The organism is Cytobacillus oceanisediminis 2691 (assembly GCF_007678455.1).
Taxonomy (GTDB): domain Bacteria; phylum Bacillota; class Bacilli; order Bacillales; family Cytobacillaceae; genus Mesobacillus; species Mesobacillus oceanisediminis_A.
The window spans coordinates 618,860-637,000 of sequence record NZ_VEEP01000001.1 but is presented as its reverse complement, the minus strand read 5'-3'; the positions used below and the strand labels follow the sequence as shown (position 1 = coordinate 637,000).

Genomic DNA, 18,141 nt, shown 5'->3' with positions numbered 1-18,141 from the left:
TGAAAATTACAGCACTTTATTTTTTGTTTGATATACATACGCGAGAATCTCGGCCACAGCCTTGAAAAATTCCTCTGGTATGGCATCCCCGATTTCAGCCTGACTATATAAAGCCCTGGCAAGCGGACGATTCTCAACAGTCATGATTTCATTTTCTTTGGCAATCAATTTGATTTTCTGGGCGACAAAATCGACACCTTTGGCAACCACGACGGGTGCATCGGCCTTCTCTTCGTCATACTTTAAAGCAATAGCGTAGTGAGTCGGGTTCGTTATGACTACATCTGCTTTTGGCACTTCTTGCATCATCCGCCGCATTGCCATCTCTCTTTGCTTTTGCTTGATCTTTGATTTGATGAGCGGGTCACCTTCTATGTTCTTATACTCATCCTTCAAGTCTTGCTTAGACATGCGGATACCCTTTTCAAAGTCATATTTTTGGTACAAAAAGTCCAATAATGACAAAAATAGCAATGCTCCGGAAGCAAAAAGCCCCATTTGGAGCGTAAGTCCGGCAATAGTCGCAATTGCAGCACCAACGCTTTTATTGGCAAGCAGCAAAACTTCATCCATCCTCAGCCAAAGGATCGAAAAAGCGATGACTCCAATGAAGGTGATCTTAAGAATTGATTTAAGCAATTCGACAATTGCCCTCATCGAGAAAATCCTTTTAAAGCCGCTGATTGGATTGATTTTTTCTAATTTCATCTGGATTGCCTCAGTGGAAAACATAAAGCCGACCTGCATATAATTAGCGGCTACCCCTGCAATCAAGGCAACGGCCATTACTGGTCCTAAGAAAATGACCAGTTCACCAAGTATCTCAATTACAATTGATTCTATATTATTAGCAGTCAATTCCATGAACATATAATTTTGCAGCGAGTGACGCAGAACTCCTATCAATCTCTCAGTCATCGTCTTTCCAAAAAACATCAAAAACAGGAATACGGCAAGCAGCACTATCGCTGTATTGACATCCTGGCTTTTGGCAACCTGTCCTTTTTTTCGGGCATCCTGTCTTTTCTTAGGAGTCGCTTTTTCTGTTTTTTCACCAGCAAAAAATTGAAGGTCCAATGTCAAAAAATTCATTTTATGCTCCCCCGATCAGTTCCATCAATCCCCGCATCGTCGCGAGTGTTGTCGAAACAAGATCCGATGTAACCGCGATTAGCACACCCATTACTGCTATGAGGACCAAAAAGCTGACACCGATTTTAATAGGCAGGCCAACAACAAAAATGTTCAGCTGCGGCACAGTCCTAGCCACGATCCCAAGAGCAACGTCCACCAGAAACAATGTGCCCACAACCGGAAGAGACATCTGGAAGGCAATGATGAACATCTTATTAAATGAAAGAATGACGAATTCCGCGATGTTTTCATTGCCGAAAGGGATCATCATCTGGTCTATCGGTATAAAGTTATAGCTGTAAAAGATCCCGTCCAATAGCAAATGATGGCCATTGACAGTCAGTAAAAACAAAAGTGCGATGGTATATAAATATTGTCCCATCAAAGGACTCTGTGCGCCTGTTTGTGGATCGATGACATTGGCAATTGCAAATCCCATCTGGAAATCGATAAACCCGCCTGCAATTTGGATAGCAGCCATCATTAACGCAGCGATGAACCCTATGAATAAACCCACCAGGGCCTCCTTGATGACTAACAAGAAATATACGCTGTCAATCGCCACCTCAGGAGCACCTATTGCAGAAAACATGATAAGAGCCAGCATAAAGCCAAGACCTATTTTATGTGTTGCCGGGATCGTTCGATATGAAAATAACGGCATCATCAGAAAGAATGATGTCACCCTCACAAAAATCAGCAGGAAAGCTGGAAAAGATGGTATAAAATCTAGCATCTCATCAGCCTACGAACCTTGTAAGATTTGAAAAAATCTCTGTTGCATAGGAAAGCATATAGCTGAGCATCCATGGCCCGAAAAAAATTATTCCGACGAGGACAGCTACAATTTTCGGGACGAAAGCCAGTGTCTGTTCCTGTATTTGTGTGGTTGCCTGAAAAATACTGACAATCAAGCCAACTACAAGCGCCAAAATAAGCAATGGTCCTGATATCATCAAAACTGTATATATTCCACGTTCGGCTATTGAGATTACCGATTCTGCTGTCATTATCAATCACCTGCTTAAAAACTTTGTAATAATGATTTCACGACTAAATACCAGCCATCCACCATGACAAACAGGAGGATCTTGAATGGCAGAGAAATCATTACCGGCGGCAGCATCATCATACCCATTGACATCAGGACACTCGCTACTACCATATCAATCACCAGGAATGGGATGAAAATCATAAACCCAATCTGGAATGCGGTTTTGATTTCACTGATCGCAAAAGCCGGGACCAGCGCTGTCAGCGGAATATCCTGCACCGATTCAGGAGTTTCCGCCTTAGCATATTGAAGGAATAATGCCAGGTCCTTCTGCCTTGTATGCGCGCTCATGAACTCCTTAAAAGGAATCGATGCTCTATCATAGGCCTGCTCCAGATTGATTTCTTCATTAAATAACGGCGTCAGTGCCTGTTCATTCACTTCCTGGAAAGTAGGTGCCATGATGAAGAATGACAGGAACAACGCAAGACCAACCAGTACCTGGTTAGGCGGCATTTGCTGAGTGGCAAGCGCCGTTCTGACAAAGGAAAGAACGATGATGATTCTTGTAAAACTGGTCATTAGAATCAAGATGCCAGGCGCAATCGAAAGAACAGTGAGCAAGAGCATTAATTTTACGGATGTAGATACACTTTCTGGATCACTGCTGTTGAAAAACTCCATGAACTCATTCATCGTTCTTTGATCCTTTCTTTTGTATCTCCTCAAGCATCTTCTTTCGTCCGCTCGCCATGTCATTCAGCTGACTTTTAAGCAATGCGGAAAAGTTGGAACTTTGTGGATCGCTGCCATCTTTCTTCGCTCTTTTAAGCAACTTTGTCACAATATCGCTTGGCTGTATAAGCTGTTCCATTTTATTGTTATACTCCTGGATGACTTGATCGTACTCTTCTGGATCGTCTATTTCTCTCAACAGCTGAATATTTTCTCCTACTCCAACAATCAACAGACGGTTTCCCGCCTTTACGATCTGGACAGACCTGTTTGCTCCAAGGCTTGTACCTCCAAGATTCTCAACAAGCTGTGAGCTTTTATATGACATACTCTTTTTATTGATGAATTTGAGAAGGAAATAGATTAACGCTGCCACGAACACCGTAGCAAAAATCATCCTGACAAAATCCAGGAAACTTACTCCTACCTGTGCTTCTTGTGCCTGTGCTTCACCTGATTGCTTTGCTGTAGTTTTTGCCTGTCCCTCTTCACAAGAATCAGGATTTTTAATGCAATCCTGAACACTTTTATTCAGCTGCTCTGCCTTTGTCAAGCCAATAGGACTGAACAGAGCAGCTAATAAGAAAAGAATGGCCGAGGCAGTTCGGATTAGTCTTAACAATTGCCGCACCCTCTAAAATATATAAATAAGTCCATTATGCTAATGTTTTGGAAATCGCTTCAATAACACGATCTGCCTGGAAAGGTTTCACTATGAAATCCTTCGCTCCTGCCTGGATGGCATCAATGACCATTGCCTGCTGGCCCATTGCAGAACACATAATGACCTTGGCATTCGGATTGATTTTTTTGATCTCCTTCAGTGAAGTGATCCCATCCATTTCAGGCATGGTAATATCCATTGTGACGAGGTCTGGCTGAAATTCTTTATATTTCTCAAGCGCCTGGGCTCCATCCGCAGCTTCAGCAACCACCTCAAACCCATTCTTTGTCAAAATATCCTTTATCATCATTCTCATGAAAGCCGCATCATCTACGACTAAAATTTTGTTCGCCATTGGAATTCCTCCTGTAGATTATTTCAATTTTTTAATTCGATCGCTCTGGCTGATAATATCTGTAACCCGGACTCCAAAGTTCTCATCGATGACCACTACTTCCCCTTGTGCAATCAAGCGGTTGTTCACCAGGATATCAACAGGCTCTCCTGCCAGTTTATCCAGTTCAATGATCGATCCGGACCCTAGTTCAAGGATGTCCTTTACCGAACGTTTCGTCCTTCCCAATTCCACAGTTACCTGTAACGGAATATCAAGCAGCATATTAAGGTTCTTTGTTTCAGCCTGCTGCCCTTGGACATTCTCGAAACTGGAGAAGACTGCGGGCTGGACCGTCGGCTGGCTTCCGGTCATCACATTTCCTCCATAATGCTGCGGCCCAGGCTGCATCGGCTGAGGATTATATCCAAATCCTTGCGGCATATTTTGCTGCGCATGAGGCTGATAATAAGCCTGCTCCTGCTGAGGCTGATATTCCGGCTGATGGAAACCCTGATGTTGAACAGTATTTTGGTGCTGCCCTTGTTCATTTGGATTGTTTTGCGCTGCGGGAGCATGGTTGGCCTGCGGTGTTTGAGACACTGTCTCTTCCTCCTGGGCCGATCCTGATCCCCCTGGATTCAATAATTCATCAACAAGGCTTTTCGCGAAGGTTACCGGCAAAAGCTGCATGATGTTTGAATCAATTAAACTGCCAATTTTTAATGAAAAGGATACCTTAACTAAAATATCATCTTCAGGAATCGATTCTGTTCCTTCTCCTTCAACTACATTCAATAAATTGATATTTGGAGGCGAAATATCGACCCTCTTGCTAAATACAGTTGACATCGAGGTTGCCGCCGAACCCATCATCTGGTTCATCGCCTCTTGTACTGCACTAAGCTGGATTTCATCTAGCAGTTCCCTTGGATTCATGCCATCTCCGCCCAGCATTAAGTCAGCGATGATCGCTGCGTCATTTTGCTGGATTACTAGCATATTGCTGCCAATGAATCCTTCAGTATAATGTACCTGAACGGCCACATACGGATCCGGGAATTCGTCTTCCAGTTTAGACTTGTGCACAACTGTAACCGTAGGTGTATTTATTTCAACCTTTTGGCTTAGCAGAGTGGATAATGCTGTAGCCGAGCTGCCGAATGAAATATTCCCTATTTCACCAAGGGCATCTCTCTCCATAAAAGAAAAATAGTCATCTACATCAATCATGTTTTCTGTTTCTTCCGCCTCATCAGAAGTCCCTCTGAGAAGCGCATCAATTTCATCTTGAGATAACATGTCATCACTCACCATCATCGTCTCCCCCCTTAAATGTATCAAACACTTGAATGGCTAACTTCTTGTTCAATTTCCCTGGCTGTCCTACAAATTTAGGGATATCTCCGACTTTTATCAGTAACGGCTGGTCAATCTGCTGATTCAATTCAATTACATCGCCGATTTCAAGCATCAGGAAATCCTGGATCGATATTTCTGACGACCCTATTTCTGCTGTAATTGAAACATCAGCCTTCTGGATCTCACTCTGCAGTACTGCATTTTCAATTGGCAAGCTTTGTTTCTTATCCGATTGCATCCAATATTTCACTGACAATTTAGGAATGATCGGTTCCAGGACAACATGCGGTATACATATATTGATCATTCCGCTCGCTTCCCCGATCGTCGTATTCAAAGAGATGACTACGACAGTTTCATTTGGCGAAACCATCTGCAAGAATTGCGGGTTGATCTCAAATTCCGAAAGCTGCGGATCGATATCCGAAATCGAACTCCAAGCCTCCCTGAAATTCTCAAAAGCTTTCTCAAACATATTTGACATGATTTTTGTCTCAATTTCTGTCAAACTGTCAACTTTGTTGTGGTTTGTCCCCCTGCCGCCTAGCAGACGGTCCATCATGGCATAAGCAATGTTCGGATTGACTTCCATGAGAATCCTGCCTTCAAGCGGTTCTACATCGAATACATTCAATATCGTCATCTTAGGGATCGAACGGATAAATTCCTCATAAGGAATCTGGTCTGCCGATGCAACGCTGATATTGACATATGTCCTTAATTGCGCGGAGAAAAAGGTAGTCAGCAGCCTTGCAAAGTTTTCATGAATCCTGGTCAGGCTTCGGATTTGATCCTTTGAAAAGCGCAACGCTCTCCTGAAATCATATACTTTCACCCTTTTTTCTACTTGTTCCTTTTTTAATTCATCCGCATCCATTTCCCCTGTTGACAGGGCGGACAGCAAAGCATCAATTTCACTCTGTGATAATACCTCTCCCGACATTCTCTTCACCTCCATACGTTTACGGTAATAGGATTCATTCTGTTACTGGAGTAGAGAACCTGTTATATAGACCTTTTTGATTTTTCCATCCTGCATCAGGTCATTCAACTTCACTTTGAGAGTTTCTTCAAGGTTCATCTTGCCTTCCTTGCCTTGCAGTTCTTCTGCCTTTTTCTCGGATAGTTCATAGATAATCAGGTTCTTAACCTGGAAATCTCTCTTCTCGAGTTCCTCTTTTGCTTTTGTTCCATCTGTTTCAATTTTGAATGAAATCTTGATGAAGTCATTTGAAGCAAGGTTCGTGGTTACCTCAGGAATATCTACCGAAGCCTCCAGCACCTCTTCAATACTTGGTTCTTTCTCACCATCACCAGCTTTAAGCTTCATCACTGCTACCACTGCGACTGTCCCTACAAGCAGGATGGCTACCAGCATGACTGTCATAATCATGACCAGTTTATTATTCTTCATGTTCCAGTTCCTCCAACAACCGGCCTCCCAATAGGCCGATACTCTGGTAATATTCCTTGATTAAAATCGTTACTTCATTTTCGCTTTCCCTGACAACATACTTCCGGCCATTGGCTAGGGTAATCGTCGTATCCGGAAAAGCCTCAATTGTCTCAATAAATAATGAATTAAGCCTGAACGATTTACCATTTAATTTCGTTACTTTTATCACTATTATCCACAGGGGCTAAAAGGATCACCCTTTCAGCCCTGCTCCTCTCTTAATCTATCGTTTTAAGTTCACGAGCTCCTGGAGGATTTCATCAGATGTAGTAATGATTCTTGTATTTGCCTGGAAACCACGCTGAGCCGTGATCATTTCGGTGAACTCTTCTGAAAGGTCTACATTGGACATTTCAAGTGCACCTGCCGCGATGGACCCCCTGCCTTCTCCAGGAACATTGATATTCGCCGTTCCAGAGTTGACTGATTCCTGGAAAGTATTATTCCCTACCTTGGAAAGACCTGACGGGTTGCTGAATTTCGCAAGCGCAAGTTGTCCAAGTGTGAGGACTAATCCATTTGAGAATACTCCATTGATTTCACCAGTTGAGCCGATGTTGAAGCTTTCCAAAGCACCCTGGGTGTTGCCGTCAGGGTAGGCGTTTGCATCCATGCTGCCGCCGTCGACAGTTAAGCCACCAAGCGGCAATGCAACGGTAAATGGTACAGCTGTACCTGACCCGTTGTTAAGATTTAAAGTAATATTTTGAGCGGTATTTGTCGGTATCTGGATGTTTACTGTCGTGATATTGGGGTTCGGCTGAGTAGGATCAGCGACCGGAATCGATTTATCAACAAAAGAGACCGTCCAATTACCTGTTGCAGCACCATTTGCACCATCTGGCTTTATAGTCATGTCAATAACATGCTCAATTCCATTTCCATCAACGACTTTTAACTGCTGAAGCAGTTCAGATGCCCCTTTAGCATCCTCTGGAAGATTGCCTTTCATCACCAGTTCAGTCGTTTGCTTAGCTGGCAAGAGCGCATTAACGTTAACTGTAATATCTTCTAGGATTCCATTATTCAAAGACTGAACCTTCAATCCATCACCAGTAACTAGCGTACCATTATCATCCAGATAGAAGTTTCCGGCACGTGTATACATCTGTGATTGTCCTTGCTTTACGACGAAATATCCATCACCTGAAATGGCAAGGTCAAGAGCGCGACCTGTTGTTTGCAAGCTTGATTGAGTATCGATCAAATCGATGCTTGCAATTGTAGACCCAAGGCCTACCTGCATCGGGTTCTTTCCGCCTTTATTCTGTGTCGCAGCACTAGCACCAGAGATGGTTTGATTCATTGTATCTTTAAAAGTGACACGGCCTTTTTTGAAGCCGTATGTATTTACATTGGCGATGTTGTTGCCGATGACATCAAGTTTAGTCTGGAAATTTTTCATTCCGCTGATTCCTGAGTACATTGAACGAAGCATAACTTGTAAAACTCCTTTCGATTTAGGGGCTGCTTCAATCGGTCCACAGCCCAGGCCTCCGTGAAGGTCCAGCCATTTAGTATTTTTTAATTATCCATCACAATCGTTCCATTTATATTGGTGAAAATTTGTTCTGCCGCTTCCTGCCTTCCCATCGCAGTGATGACGGTGTTGTTTTTCGCACTGACAATCAGCGCTGCGTCTTTCAGCAGGACAAGCGAATCACTCACGCCCTTGGCCTTCGCCTGACTGACTTTCTCCTCTATCCTGTTCCAGCGCTCCTGGGAAATACTTATTCCCCGCTGCTCCAGCCGTTCAGTTGCATGCTTGCTAATGGTCAGTCCATTCTTCGATTGGATGGCATTTTGCAATTGCAAGGAAAAAGGTGTTTGCGTAAAGTTGTTGGCTTTCACAGGTTTTTGGTTTGTCCTGTTAACAGGCAGTGAATGAATTGGACGAAAATTTGTTTTATCCATTACCTCACTTCCTTAGGTCATTGAATTTTGGTGATTTGTGAAGAAATGATGCTTGTTTTATTCTCATCATCCAGCAAATAGGATGTCTTTCCATTTTTAAATGAGACAGACAGGACATTAGCTGATTTCTCTTGTTTATTTTCATCTACATAGGTAACAGATTTGCCAATCAGCATGCTCGCCTGCAGCATATGGTTTTCACTTGAAAGCTCATTGATTTGCGAAATATTCGCGGGTTCCAGAACAGTGCCATCTTCAAGAATAAAAGAAACTGTATCTTCCTTGAACTGGACAGAGGCAACTTTTCCATTTCCTTGTTTAATCGTTTCCTGGCCGTCAGCAGAATCAATCTTGTGCCAAGTAATCTCCTTGCCTACAAACTGGCTGTAGGAAATCATTTTGTTTTGCTGTTCAGCCTGTACAAATCGGTCGATGGATTTTCCCATATTCGTTATTTGCTCAAGTGTCGAAAATGTTGCCATTTGTGCTATAAAATCTTTATCCTGCATCGGATTCAAAGGATCCTGGTTCTGAAGCTGGGTCATCAGGATCTTCAAAAAATCATCTTTCCCAAGAATATCCGAACCTGCTTTCCTTTCCTTTTGAAGATTCGATAGCAGATAAGAAGAATTAATTGAGTTCACCATGGTATTTCTCCTATGCTTCTGTATTCAGCAGTGCTTCCTCGAAAGTAAGGTTAAAATCCCCTTGTTCTTCTTTCTTTTCCGGTTCCCTGGTGTCAGGCTGTCTTTCCTGCTGCTGGGAATCTCTATTCAGGAAACGTTCTTGTTGTGCCTGCTGCTGGGTAACTTCGATTCTGTCGACTGAAAGGTTTTGGGCAGCAAAAGCCTGTTTGAGACCGTTAATATGGGATTCCAATGTTTCTTTTGCACTGCCTGAAGTAGTAATGATTCTGGCCATCATTGTCTGGTCTTTTTGGAATAACTCTACCCGAATGCTGCCCAGGTGATCTGGAAACAATTTTATGAATAGTTTTTGTGTTCCGCCGCTACTCATGAATTGAGACCTTGAGAGAATCGATTCGAATTGTTTCATTAATTGCTCTGCGGAAACCGGCCTTTCAGGACTATTCATCATCAATGTAAGCTGCTCAGCTCTTGCCATTTGCGGAAGAAATGTGACAGCCCCTGTTTGCCCATCGGCCTTAATCGACGATCCAGTTTCTGCTAAACTATTAACCTCTAAAAAATTTGTTTTTTTCGCATCTAACAGGTTTAACTCTCTCGCTAACTGGGTAAATCGATTTTGGATATATTCTTGGCCACTTCGGTTATCAGGCTTTAAAAGACTAGTCAAACCTTCCTCGAGGTTTTGCATTGACTCCTTCAGTAATGCTGTTTTCTTAGATTCATAGCCATCAGCATACTTTGACATCAGCTCATACAGCTTTAGAACCTTGATGGTTTCAACATCATTGGTATCAAGCCTGGCGGCGAGTTCTTTTTTTGGCAAATTTGCGATTCCAGCCAGGATAGCGGCAAGAGACGCCAGCAATTCATCTTCCGGAACATTGTCTGTCTTTTCCTCATTGTTCCCAGGCCATTTCTGAAGCAGCTGCTGAACTTGGTCCATGCTGATTCCCAGATGGGAAAGAGCCTTGCCTAAAAGATTTTCTGAATCTGCCATAAGTGATTCCATCAGCTTCAGTCCATCTTCCAAATCCAACAGGTCCTCAGTGTTCAAAAAGCCAGCCAAGTCTGCCAGACTCTCCAATGCTTTTGTATCTTGTCCTGGTATTTCAGCAATCTTTGAGCCATTTGCCCCTGAAAGGACCATTGCCATCATGCCAGCAAAACCGCCTTCCAATTCACTCTTGCCGGCTGCAGGCTGTTTTACGGCTGCGACACTATTAAAGAACCCAAGACCTCCAACTTCCATGTTTTCACCCCCTTTCAAAATACAACTCTCTAATTGCTTTCGGTTTCGTTAGTCAAAAATTCCGTATACTTTGCTGCTACATCTGCCGGAAGCTTTTCCATGATTGCAGCAAGTGATTCGGGTTTGATATTTGTCAGGATCTTTACCGCTTCATCTGAGTCCATTTTAGAAACAATTGCTGCGGCATTTTTGGCTGACATCGTTTCATACGTTTTGACAATTTCCCGAAAGGCTCGTTTGTTTTCTTCCTTGATTGCAGTCAATTCCTCTATCTGCGCCTGGAGCTGGGTTTTCTCGAGCTCGATCCTTTTCAGCTGTGTATCTTTGCTTTCGATTTTGGACTGAAGCTGTTCCACTTTAGCTTCACGATCCTTTATCTCTGCTTCCAGACTGACAATATTTTTTTGGAACTCCTCAACTGAAGGCTGCTTATCCTCATTCACGATTTCTGATAGGAATGGGACCCTGCCGCCGATATCCTTTGCTGTTTCAAAAATATTGATTCCGAGAAAGGAAAGGGCAACCAAAGCCACAACAATCGCAAATAAAATCGGTATTGCTACTACGAGCAAAAAACCCTGGAACTTACTCTCACGCTGGTTTTCTTTTTCCTCCATGCTCTCTGCCATTTAATCACCTTATTTCCCGGTTCATGTATTGCTGAATCGAGACTTCGTCCATCATCCTGCTCTCGACATATTTTTCATTCGCAAGAAACTGGAGATGGTCTTTCTCTTTGATTTTTTCGTACTTTTTGACTTCCTTGTTCTTTTCCATCAGTTGCATTTGCTGAAAGTTCATTATATTTCTCGCGTTCATCACAACTTTTTGATAATGCGCAATCGATTTTTCCAGATTGCCGATAAATTGCTGATGGTGGCGTATTTCCTGTACCGGCAAACCTCCTAAAAGCCTGTCTGACTGGAAGCTCTCAAGATCCTCTTTTTTCTTTAAAAGTTCATAAAGTCTTTCAGCTGCATCTTCGAACCTTTTGACTGAATCTTGGTATACGACTTGTGCCTCGTCCATTTCTCTTGATTTGAGAGATAGGATTTTATCAAATTTGTATTGATAACGCATTGAACAATCAACCTTTCCTTACTAGCTGCAATAAAGCCTCCACACTCTCATTGATCGAGACCTTTTCATTCGTACTCTGCTTCAAAAAATTCAGTATTTGAGGATATCTCGTAATGGCTTCATCGATTTCTGCAGACGTGCCTTTCTTATATGCCCCTATATTGATCAAATCCTCAGAGTTTATATAGGTGCTTAATAATTCCCTCAATCTCTCAGCAGCCTTGACATGATCATCGCTGACAATATTGTTCATGATCCTGCTGATACTTTTCAGGACATTCACTGCAGGGTACTGGCCTTTATTGGCTAAGTCCCTGTCCAGTACAAAATGGCCATCCAGGATTCCCCGGACCGTATCCGCAATCGGCTCATTCATATCATCTCCATCGACAAGGACAGTATAGAAGCCAGTGATTGACCCATATTCATTGGTACCTGTTCTTTCGAGAAGCCTTGAAAGGATCGCGAACACCGACGGAGTGTAGCCTTTGGTGGTTGGGGGTTCGCCAACAGCAAGACCAACTTCACGCTGAGCCATCGCGACTCGTGTTACTGAATCCATCATGAGCATGACATTCAGGCCCTTATCGCGAAAATATTCTGCGATCGCGGTTGCCGTATAAGCCCCTTTGATCCGCATCAATGCCGGCTGATCTGATGTTGCAACAACGACAATCGAACGCTTTAAACCTTCAGGCCCTAAGTCGCGTTCAATGAACTCCCTTACTTCCCTTCCACGTTCTCCGATCAGCCCGATGACATTCAGGTCTGCGGTGGTGTTTCTCGCAATCATCCCCAGCAATGTACTTTTCCCAACGCCACTACCCGCGAATATCCCAACACGCTGGCCATTGCCAACTGTCAGCAGACTGTCAATCATCCTGACTCCCACTTCGATAGGTTCTGAGATTGGCGGCCTGCTCAAAGGGTTGGGTGGATCTTGCTCCGTAGGAACCGAGGCAAGTCCTTTCGGAAGACTGGATTGATCCAATGGGACTCCCAGAGAATCAACGACTTTCCCGATCAAGCCCGGTCCAGCTTTTATTTCAAGTGGTTTCATTGTAGTTTCCACTAGACTTCCAGGCGAGATATCATGAAGAGATGTATAAGGCATCAGAATGACATTTTCATCTTTAAAACCAACGACCTCTGCCTGGATTTTCCGTTTCTTCTTTGTGCCTACATGGATAAAACAAACATCTCCGATTGAACTTTCAGGACCTTGAGACTCGATCATCAAGCCGACTACCCGCTTGACCCTGCCATAGCGCTTGAAGCTATCCAACGAGTCGACATGCTGCAATAAATCCTCAGCCTTCACTATAGTTCACTCTCCAAAATCTCGAAAAGTTTATTCTTGATTTCCTCTAACTGGCTGTCCACACTCGCATCAGTCCTGCCATTTTCAGACTCGATCACGCAGGCCGATTCTTCCAGTTCATCATCTGGATAGATATAGAACACAATCTCTTTTGGGAAGATAGCGATCAATTCTTCTTTGTGTGCAAGCAATTCCTGATAATGATTCGGATGGACATGGAGCTGAATATCCTTATAATCCCTTGCGTTTTTCAACGCTCTTTTAACAAGCGGAAGGAATCCTTCTTCAGCGGCCAGTTTTTCTCCAATGATCTTCCCAGCGATTTTTACCCCAAGGTCGAGAATCACTTTTTCCGATGAATCGATATGGTTCTGATAATCCTGTTTTGCCGCTTCCACCGTTTCTTGCGCAAACATTATTGCCTGACGGTATTCTTCGTAGCCTTGATGTCTGCCATCTTGGAATCCCTGTTCAAAACCCGATTGTCTGGATTCTTCCGCCAGAAGATTTTTTTGCCTCTCCCAATCCTGCTTTTCCAATTCAACTTGCTTCCTGATAAGATCGGCTTCCTCCATCGCCTTTGAAAAGATATGATTCGCTTCCATTAACGCGTTATCTAGGATTCTCTTCCTCTCGTCCTCTGTATGGGTGAATACAGGTGAAGCCGTTTCTGCCTCTAAGGAAGTTTCCAGCATCTTGATGGAAATGACTTTCTTCTCTGTTGGCAAAGTACTGGTGAACTGTGATTTGATTAGCCTAGACAATGATATCATCCCCTCCGCCACGGGCAATGACGATTTCACCGGCTTCCTCCAGGCGGCGAATGATGGCGACAATCCTTGATTGGGCCTCTTCCACATCGCGAAGCCTTACAGGGCCCATGAATTCCATTTCATCCTGGAAGGTTTCAACCATGCGTTTAGACATGTTTTTAAAGACAATCTCCTTGACCTCATCACTTGAAACCTTAAGAGCAAGCATAAGATCTTCATTTTCACAATCGCGGATAACACGCTGGATCGCGCGGTTATCAAGTGTGACAATATCTTCAAATACGAACATCCGCTTTTTGATTTCCTCAGCAAGCTCAGGGTCCTGGATTTCCAGGGCATCGAGAATTGTGCGCTCGGTTGCACGGTCTACACCGTTCAACACATCAACAACAGCCTCGATTCCGCCTGTTTGAGTATAATCCTGCGTGACCGTAGCTGACAGCTTTCTTTCAAGGATTTGTTCAACCTCATTAATGATTTCCGGCGATGTACTGTCCATCACTGCAATACGACGGGCAATATCCGCCTGTACTTCCTGCGGCAGTTCAGATAAAATCTGGCCGGCCTGGGCGGAGTCCAAATAAGAAAGGATCAGTGCGATCGTTTGCGGATGTTCATTTTGTATGAAATTGAGAATCTGGCCAGCATCGGCTTTACGCGCAAAATCAAACGGCCTTACTTGCAGTGATGAGGTCAATCTATTGATGATCACCGCTGCCTGATCGTTTCCTAATGCTTTTTCTAAGACCGTTTTCGCATATCCGATTCCACCCTGGGTGATGTAATCCTGCGCCAGGGCAATGTTATGAAACTCTTCAAGAATTTCTTCCTTTGCGATGGAATCCACTTTTTTCACACCTGAGATTTCAAGTGTAAGCTTCTCGATTTCTTCTTCACTTAAATGCTTGTATACCGAAGCAGAAACATCTGGTCCAAGCGAGATCAGGAGGATGGCTGCCTTCTGTTTTCCGGTTAATTCTTTTTGGTCTTTCCTCACTGTTGGTCCTCCTCCTAATCCTCAGAAATCCATGTCCGCAATAGCTTCGCGAAATCCTCTGGCTTTTCTTTCGCCATTTTTTCCAGCTGTTTTTTCTTCATTGTGCCCTCTGTCTCAAATTCCTTGTTCACATCAGGAACACGAATTGGTTCATACTTTTCTTCCATGACATACTCTTCTTCTTCCAATTTGTTCTTTCTTGATCTCATGAATAACAGCAACAGAATCACGATTGCCGCCAGCAGCAACCCGCCAATGAGGTATATCCACCAAGGCAGTTTTTCAACAACCTGATTATCAAATGTAACCTTGCCGTTGAATGGCTGGACAGAAACGACGACTTTGTCCTCGATCAATTCATCAGTCAACTCTGATCCAAGAGCATCTTTGTCAATTGTTGTCCTTATAATCGTACCCAGGATTTTTGTTATATCTTCTCTTCTTTCCTGAGGCAATGAATTAGGGTCATCAGGAGTCGGAGGTTCAACCATTACCTGGATTCCCAAATCCCTCACCTTGTACGGGCTTTCTGTTATCTCTTTTCGGATCCTGCTTACTTCATTATTAATGGTCTCTTCCACTCGCTCATAATCACCGTTCCCGGTCGCTCCTTCAAGGTATTGGGAACCAGTCGTTTCACCAGGATTTCCTCCTTCAGGAATTCCTCCAGCCTGATCTGCATTGCCGGTGAATGTCTCTGTGATCCGCTGGGCACTGATTGCGATGCCTTCCATATTTTCTTTATCAACAGGCTCAACAATGTTTTCTTCCCTGTTTTCCTGGGTAAAGTCAATATCGGCAGTTACTGAAACAACGACTTTATCATGACCCATAAGCGTTCCGAGCATGTTTTGGACTTGTCTCTGGACGTCTCTTTCAATCTGTTGTTTTATTTCATGCTGTGAGGCAAATGTAGCACCACTGGAATTTTTTTCATTTTTTAAATCAAAATACTCAAAAAACTGATTCATGATGACGATATTATCTGTAGGAAGATTCGGAACACTTTTTGCTACCAGATGGTAAAGAGCAGTGATCTGTTCATCTTTGAATTGATAACCCGGACTTGTATTTAGCACGATGGATGCTGAAGCCGGCCCAGCATTATCACTGACGAATATCCCCTTTTCAGGAAGGTTAATCATTACATTAGCATCATTTACTCCGTCGATTCCTTTCATCAAGTTGGCCAATTCCGTCTGCATGGCTTCAAGCTTCAATACATTGAACTCATTATCTGTCATGCCCATACCTGCGTTCTGGCTAAAGAAGGAATAATCGATACTGCCAGATTTCGGAATCCCTTCAGCCGCCAGCTCTACTTTCAAGCTATCGACCGCCTCTTCGGGAACCATGATGGTTTTTCCGCCATCCGTTATTTCAGATGTAATGCCCCTGGCATCCAGACTTTCTTTGATCGTTCCAGTCTCTGCGGGCGATAAATTGCTATAAAGCGGAACTAGGGAAGTCCTTGTTACAAAAAAGGCGGTAAGGACGGCAACGGTCAAAACAAAGAAAATAGAAGCCCCAATACTTATTTTTTGTTTTCTGGTGCGCCCTTGCCAGAAATCCTTCATTGTATGTAGATACTTTTGAACGGTTTCTTTCATTTCAATCCCCCGGTTATTATGTCTCTTCTTTTTATACAGCTAATAACCGATCTAATCTTAGTTTTTAGCCTATAATATTAAACTTGCATTCTCATCATTTCCTGATACGCTTCGATTACTTTATTTCTGACTTCCATGGTTGCCTGCAGTGTTATGCTTGCCTTTTGGCTTGCGATCATCACCTGGTGGAGGTCAACATTTTCTCCACGCGCCAATTTTTCTGTCAGTATATCGGATTGAAGCTGGGTTTGATTTAAATTTTCAATTGATTGCTTAAGTACGGACGAAAAACTTTTCTGCGCTTCGTATGGTGTAGGTGTGGGAGTAGACCCTTTTGTTTCAAACGGCTTGACCATTTGGGTTACTGAATTGATCCCAGCTGTGTTCATTTAGTTATCTCCTTACTTTCCAATTTCAAGTGCTTTCATCATCATGCCTTTAGAGGCGTTGAAAACTGTGACGTTTGCTTCATAGGAGCGAGTAGCGCTTATCAAATCCACCATTTCTCTCAAGGGGTCCACATTGGGATATGCAACATAGCCATCTGCATCTGCATCGGGATGCTCTGGATCATATATCATTTTGAGCGGGTTTTCTCTGTCTTCTATGATTCTTGTTACTTTAACTCCATTTCCAGCTCCCGAGCTGTCTGTTTTTCCCATTGCTTTATTGAGAAATGAAGAAAAGTTTCCTTCCTTTGGCTGCATGACGACCATCTTCCTGCGGTAAGGCTCTCCATTCACCCCTCTTGTGGAATCCACATTCGCCATATTGGAGGAAATGACGTCCATTCTCAAACGCTGCGCAGTTAACGCAGAAGCTGTAGTGTTCATGCTATGAAAGATTGTCATCCTTACTTGCCTCCTCTTATGACAGATTGGAGCGAATTGAATTTACCATTGATTCTTTCAGTCAGCGCATTGTAGTAAATTTGATTCGTTGCCATATCGGCCATTTCTTTATCCAAATCAACGCTATTCCCATTCTCGTTATAATTGACGTTTGGTTTACTGATGATTCCAGGCATGCGGCTTGGCTTGCTGCTGAAATCATAATGTCGTGAGTCCGATTTATGAGCTTGAAAGGATTGTCCCATGACATCCTGGAATACCGCTTTGAAAGACACATCCTTCGCTTTATAGTTCGGCGTATCAACATTGGCAATATTTTGCGAAATAACTTTCTGCTTTGCAGAAGAGTAGTTCAGCGCATGTTCCAGCGTCGATACCGTATTTGAAAACAACTTCATTTTTACACCTCTCATTTACAAAACAGGATGATTTTGCTGAATTTTGTAATTCCTTGGTGAATTTCGTCAATCTATCACTAATTGTAAAGAATCTGAAATAATCTGTCTATGTACTTTCAGTTAATTTTTATCATGCATAATGCTCATTTTACAAAACAGTACAAAAGACCTATGCACTTACTTTTTTTTATATTTTTTAAAATACCACCCATTTTATTGTCAAGTTTTATTAGATAAATAGGGCCAAAGGAATTAAAAAAACCACCTTTAAAGTTACTTAATTAGGATAAAATACTCATAACAATTTATGTATTTTCCATTATTTTCTTTATTTTTTTAATAAAGTTAATCGCTTCTGCATCTACCTGTGTAAAAAAATAGCAATCTTTTTGTAACATTTAACGATTTAATCCAAGCATAAATTTCTATTATATGCAAAAAACTTCGCTGATCATCAGCGAAGTTTTTATGAAGACATACTTGACTGTTGATTTAGGTTCCAGACACTCGCTTTCCGCGAGACTGCGGAGAGCCTCCTAACAGTCTTTAGCGTCTCCTGGGTCTCTCACTTGTCCAAGATGTTCCTGCAGCACTTTGATAAAGCTTCTACACAGCTGGC

23 protein-coding genes are annotated in these 18,141 nt (G+C 42.9%); all 23 read right to left on the bottom strand.

What is annotated here, in order from left to right; all coding sequences use genetic code 11:
• Nucleotides 1-6 precede the first annotated feature (6 nt).
• On the bottom strand, nt 7-1,092 hold the full coding sequence (gene flhB / locus FS736_RS03180) for a flagellar biosynthesis protein FlhB (RefSeq protein ID WP_144474886.1): 1,086 nt from the start codon (nt 1,090-1,092) through the stop codon (nt 7-9).
• Nucleotide 1,093: 1 nt separating this feature from the next.
• A complete protein-coding gene (fliR, locus tag FS736_RS03175; protein ID WP_144474885.1) occupies nt 1,094-1,870 on the bottom strand; it encodes a flagellar biosynthetic protein FliR in 777 nt (258 codons plus the stop codon).
• A gap of 4 nt (nt 1,871-1,874) precedes the next feature.
• Entirely contained in the window at nt 1,875-2,144 is a 270-nt protein-coding gene (fliQ, locus tag FS736_RS03170; protein WP_144474884.1) for a flagellar biosynthesis protein FliQ, read from the bottom strand.
• 14 nt (nt 2,145-2,158) lie between these two features.
• Nucleotides 2,159-2,824 carry a flagellar type III secretion system pore protein FliP gene (gene fliP, locus FS736_RS03165; RefSeq protein ID WP_144474883.1) on the bottom strand — a complete coding sequence of 222 codons (666 nt, stop codon included), beginning with the start codon at nt 2,822-2,824 and terminating at the stop codon, nt 2,159-2,161.
• Nucleotides 2,817-3,494: a flagellar biosynthetic protein FliO gene (locus FS736_RS03160; RefSeq protein ID WP_395883493.1), complete on the bottom strand. Its 678-nt coding sequence runs from the start codon at nt 3,492-3,494 to the stop codon at nt 2,817-2,819. Before FS736_RS03160 ends, fliP begins: the two co-directional genes overlap by 8 nt.
• A gap of 25 nt (nt 3,495-3,519) precedes the next feature.
• Complete coding sequence (locus tag FS736_RS03155; RefSeq protein WP_023614882.1) at nt 3,520-3,882, bottom strand: response regulator; 363 nt, start codon at nt 3,880-3,882, stop codon at nt 3,520-3,522.
• An 18-nt stretch (nt 3,883-3,900) separates the two neighbouring features.
• On the bottom strand, nt 3,901-5,178 hold the full coding sequence (gene fliY / locus FS736_RS03150) for a flagellar motor switch phosphatase FliY (protein ID WP_144475005.1): 1,278 nt from the start codon (nt 5,176-5,178) through the stop codon (nt 3,901-3,903).
• Nucleotides 5,168-6,166 (bottom strand): flagellar motor switch protein FliM, encoded by a 999-nt coding sequence (gene fliM / locus FS736_RS03145; protein WP_144474881.1) that lies wholly within the window; start codon nt 6,164-6,166, stop codon nt 5,168-5,170. The genes fliY and fliM overlap by 11 nt, the downstream gene beginning before the upstream one ends.
• Nucleotides 6,167-6,208: 42 nt before the next feature.
• The gene (gene fliL / locus FS736_RS03140; RefSeq protein ID WP_144474880.1) at nt 6,209-6,637 is read right to left on the bottom strand and encodes a flagellar basal body-associated protein FliL; all 429 of its coding nucleotides are present in this window, start codon (nt 6,635-6,637) and stop codon (nt 6,209-6,211) included.
• Nucleotides 6,627-6,848 (bottom strand): flagellar FlbD family protein, encoded by a 222-nt coding sequence (locus FS736_RS03135; RefSeq protein WP_144474879.1) that lies wholly within the window; start codon nt 6,846-6,848, stop codon nt 6,627-6,629. Before FS736_RS03135 ends, fliL begins: the two co-directional genes overlap by 11 nt.
• Before the next feature lie 54 nt (nt 6,849-6,902).
• Nucleotides 6,903-8,117, bottom strand: coding sequence for a flagellar hook protein FlgE (locus tag FS736_RS03130; RefSeq protein WP_144474878.1), 1,215 nt, complete (start codon nt 8,115-8,117; stop codon nt 6,903-6,905).
• Nucleotides 8,118-8,203: 86 nt separating this feature from the next.
• The gene (locus FS736_RS03125) at nt 8,204-8,593 is read right to left on the bottom strand and encodes a TIGR02530 family flagellar biosynthesis protein (RefSeq protein ID WP_144474877.1); all 390 of its coding nucleotides are present in this window, start codon (nt 8,591-8,593) and stop codon (nt 8,204-8,206) included.
• Between the two features lie 17 nt (nt 8,594-8,610).
• Complete coding sequence (gene flgD / locus FS736_RS03120) at nt 8,611-9,240, bottom strand: flagellar hook assembly protein FlgD (protein ID WP_144474876.1); 630 nt, start codon at nt 9,238-9,240, stop codon at nt 8,611-8,613.
• A 10-nt stretch (nt 9,241-9,250) separates the two neighbouring features.
• Nucleotides 9,251-10,492 carry a flagellar hook-length control protein FliK gene (locus FS736_RS03115; RefSeq protein WP_144474875.1) on the bottom strand — a complete coding sequence of 414 codons (1,242 nt, stop codon included), beginning with the start codon at nt 10,490-10,492 and terminating at the stop codon, nt 9,251-9,253.
• A gap of 29 nt (nt 10,493-10,521) precedes the next feature.
• Complete coding sequence (locus FS736_RS03110; RefSeq protein ID WP_144474874.1) at nt 10,522-11,121, bottom strand: MotE family protein; 600 nt, start codon at nt 11,119-11,121, stop codon at nt 10,522-10,524.
• 4 nt (nt 11,122-11,125) lie between these two features.
• Nucleotides 11,126-11,572, bottom strand: a complete 447-nt coding sequence (gene fliJ / locus FS736_RS03105) for a flagellar export protein FliJ (protein WP_144474873.1) — start codon at nt 11,570-11,572, stop codon at nt 11,126-11,128.
• Nucleotides 11,573-11,579: 7 nt separating this feature from the next.
• Nucleotides 11,580-12,893, bottom strand: a complete 1,314-nt coding sequence (gene fliI / locus FS736_RS03100; protein WP_144474872.1) for a flagellar protein export ATPase FliI — start codon at nt 12,891-12,893, stop codon at nt 11,580-11,582.
• Nucleotides 12,893-13,657, bottom strand: coding sequence for a flagellar assembly protein FliH (fliH, locus tag FS736_RS03095; RefSeq protein WP_186326642.1), 765 nt, complete (start codon nt 13,655-13,657; stop codon nt 12,893-12,895). Before fliH ends, fliI begins: the two co-directional genes overlap by 1 nt.
• Nucleotides 13,650-14,663, bottom strand: coding sequence for a flagellar motor switch protein FliG (fliG, locus tag FS736_RS03090; RefSeq protein ID WP_144474870.1), 1,014 nt, complete (start codon nt 14,661-14,663; stop codon nt 13,650-13,652). Before fliG ends, fliH begins: the two co-directional genes overlap by 8 nt.
• A 14-nt stretch (nt 14,664-14,677) precedes the next feature.
• Nucleotides 14,678-16,273, bottom strand: a complete 1,596-nt coding sequence (gene fliF, locus FS736_RS03085; protein WP_144474869.1) for a flagellar basal-body MS-ring/collar protein FliF — start codon at nt 16,271-16,273, stop codon at nt 14,678-14,680.
• Between the two features lie 77 nt (nt 16,274-16,350).
• Nucleotides 16,351-16,629: a flagellar hook-basal body complex protein FliE gene (gene fliE / locus FS736_RS03080; protein WP_251542365.1), complete on the bottom strand. Its 279-nt coding sequence runs from the start codon at nt 16,627-16,629 to the stop codon at nt 16,351-16,353.
• 45 nt (nt 16,630-16,674) lie between these two features.
• Complete coding sequence (gene flgC / locus FS736_RS03075) at nt 16,675-17,124, bottom strand: flagellar basal body rod protein FlgC (protein WP_144474868.1); 450 nt, start codon at nt 17,122-17,124, stop codon at nt 16,675-16,677.
• 2 nt (nt 17,125-17,126) lie between these two features.
• Nucleotides 17,127-17,522 (bottom strand): flagellar basal body rod protein FlgB, encoded by a 396-nt coding sequence (gene flgB / locus FS736_RS03070; RefSeq protein WP_144474867.1) that lies wholly within the window; start codon nt 17,520-17,522, stop codon nt 17,127-17,129.
• Nucleotides 17,523-18,141 lie beyond the last annotated feature (619 nt).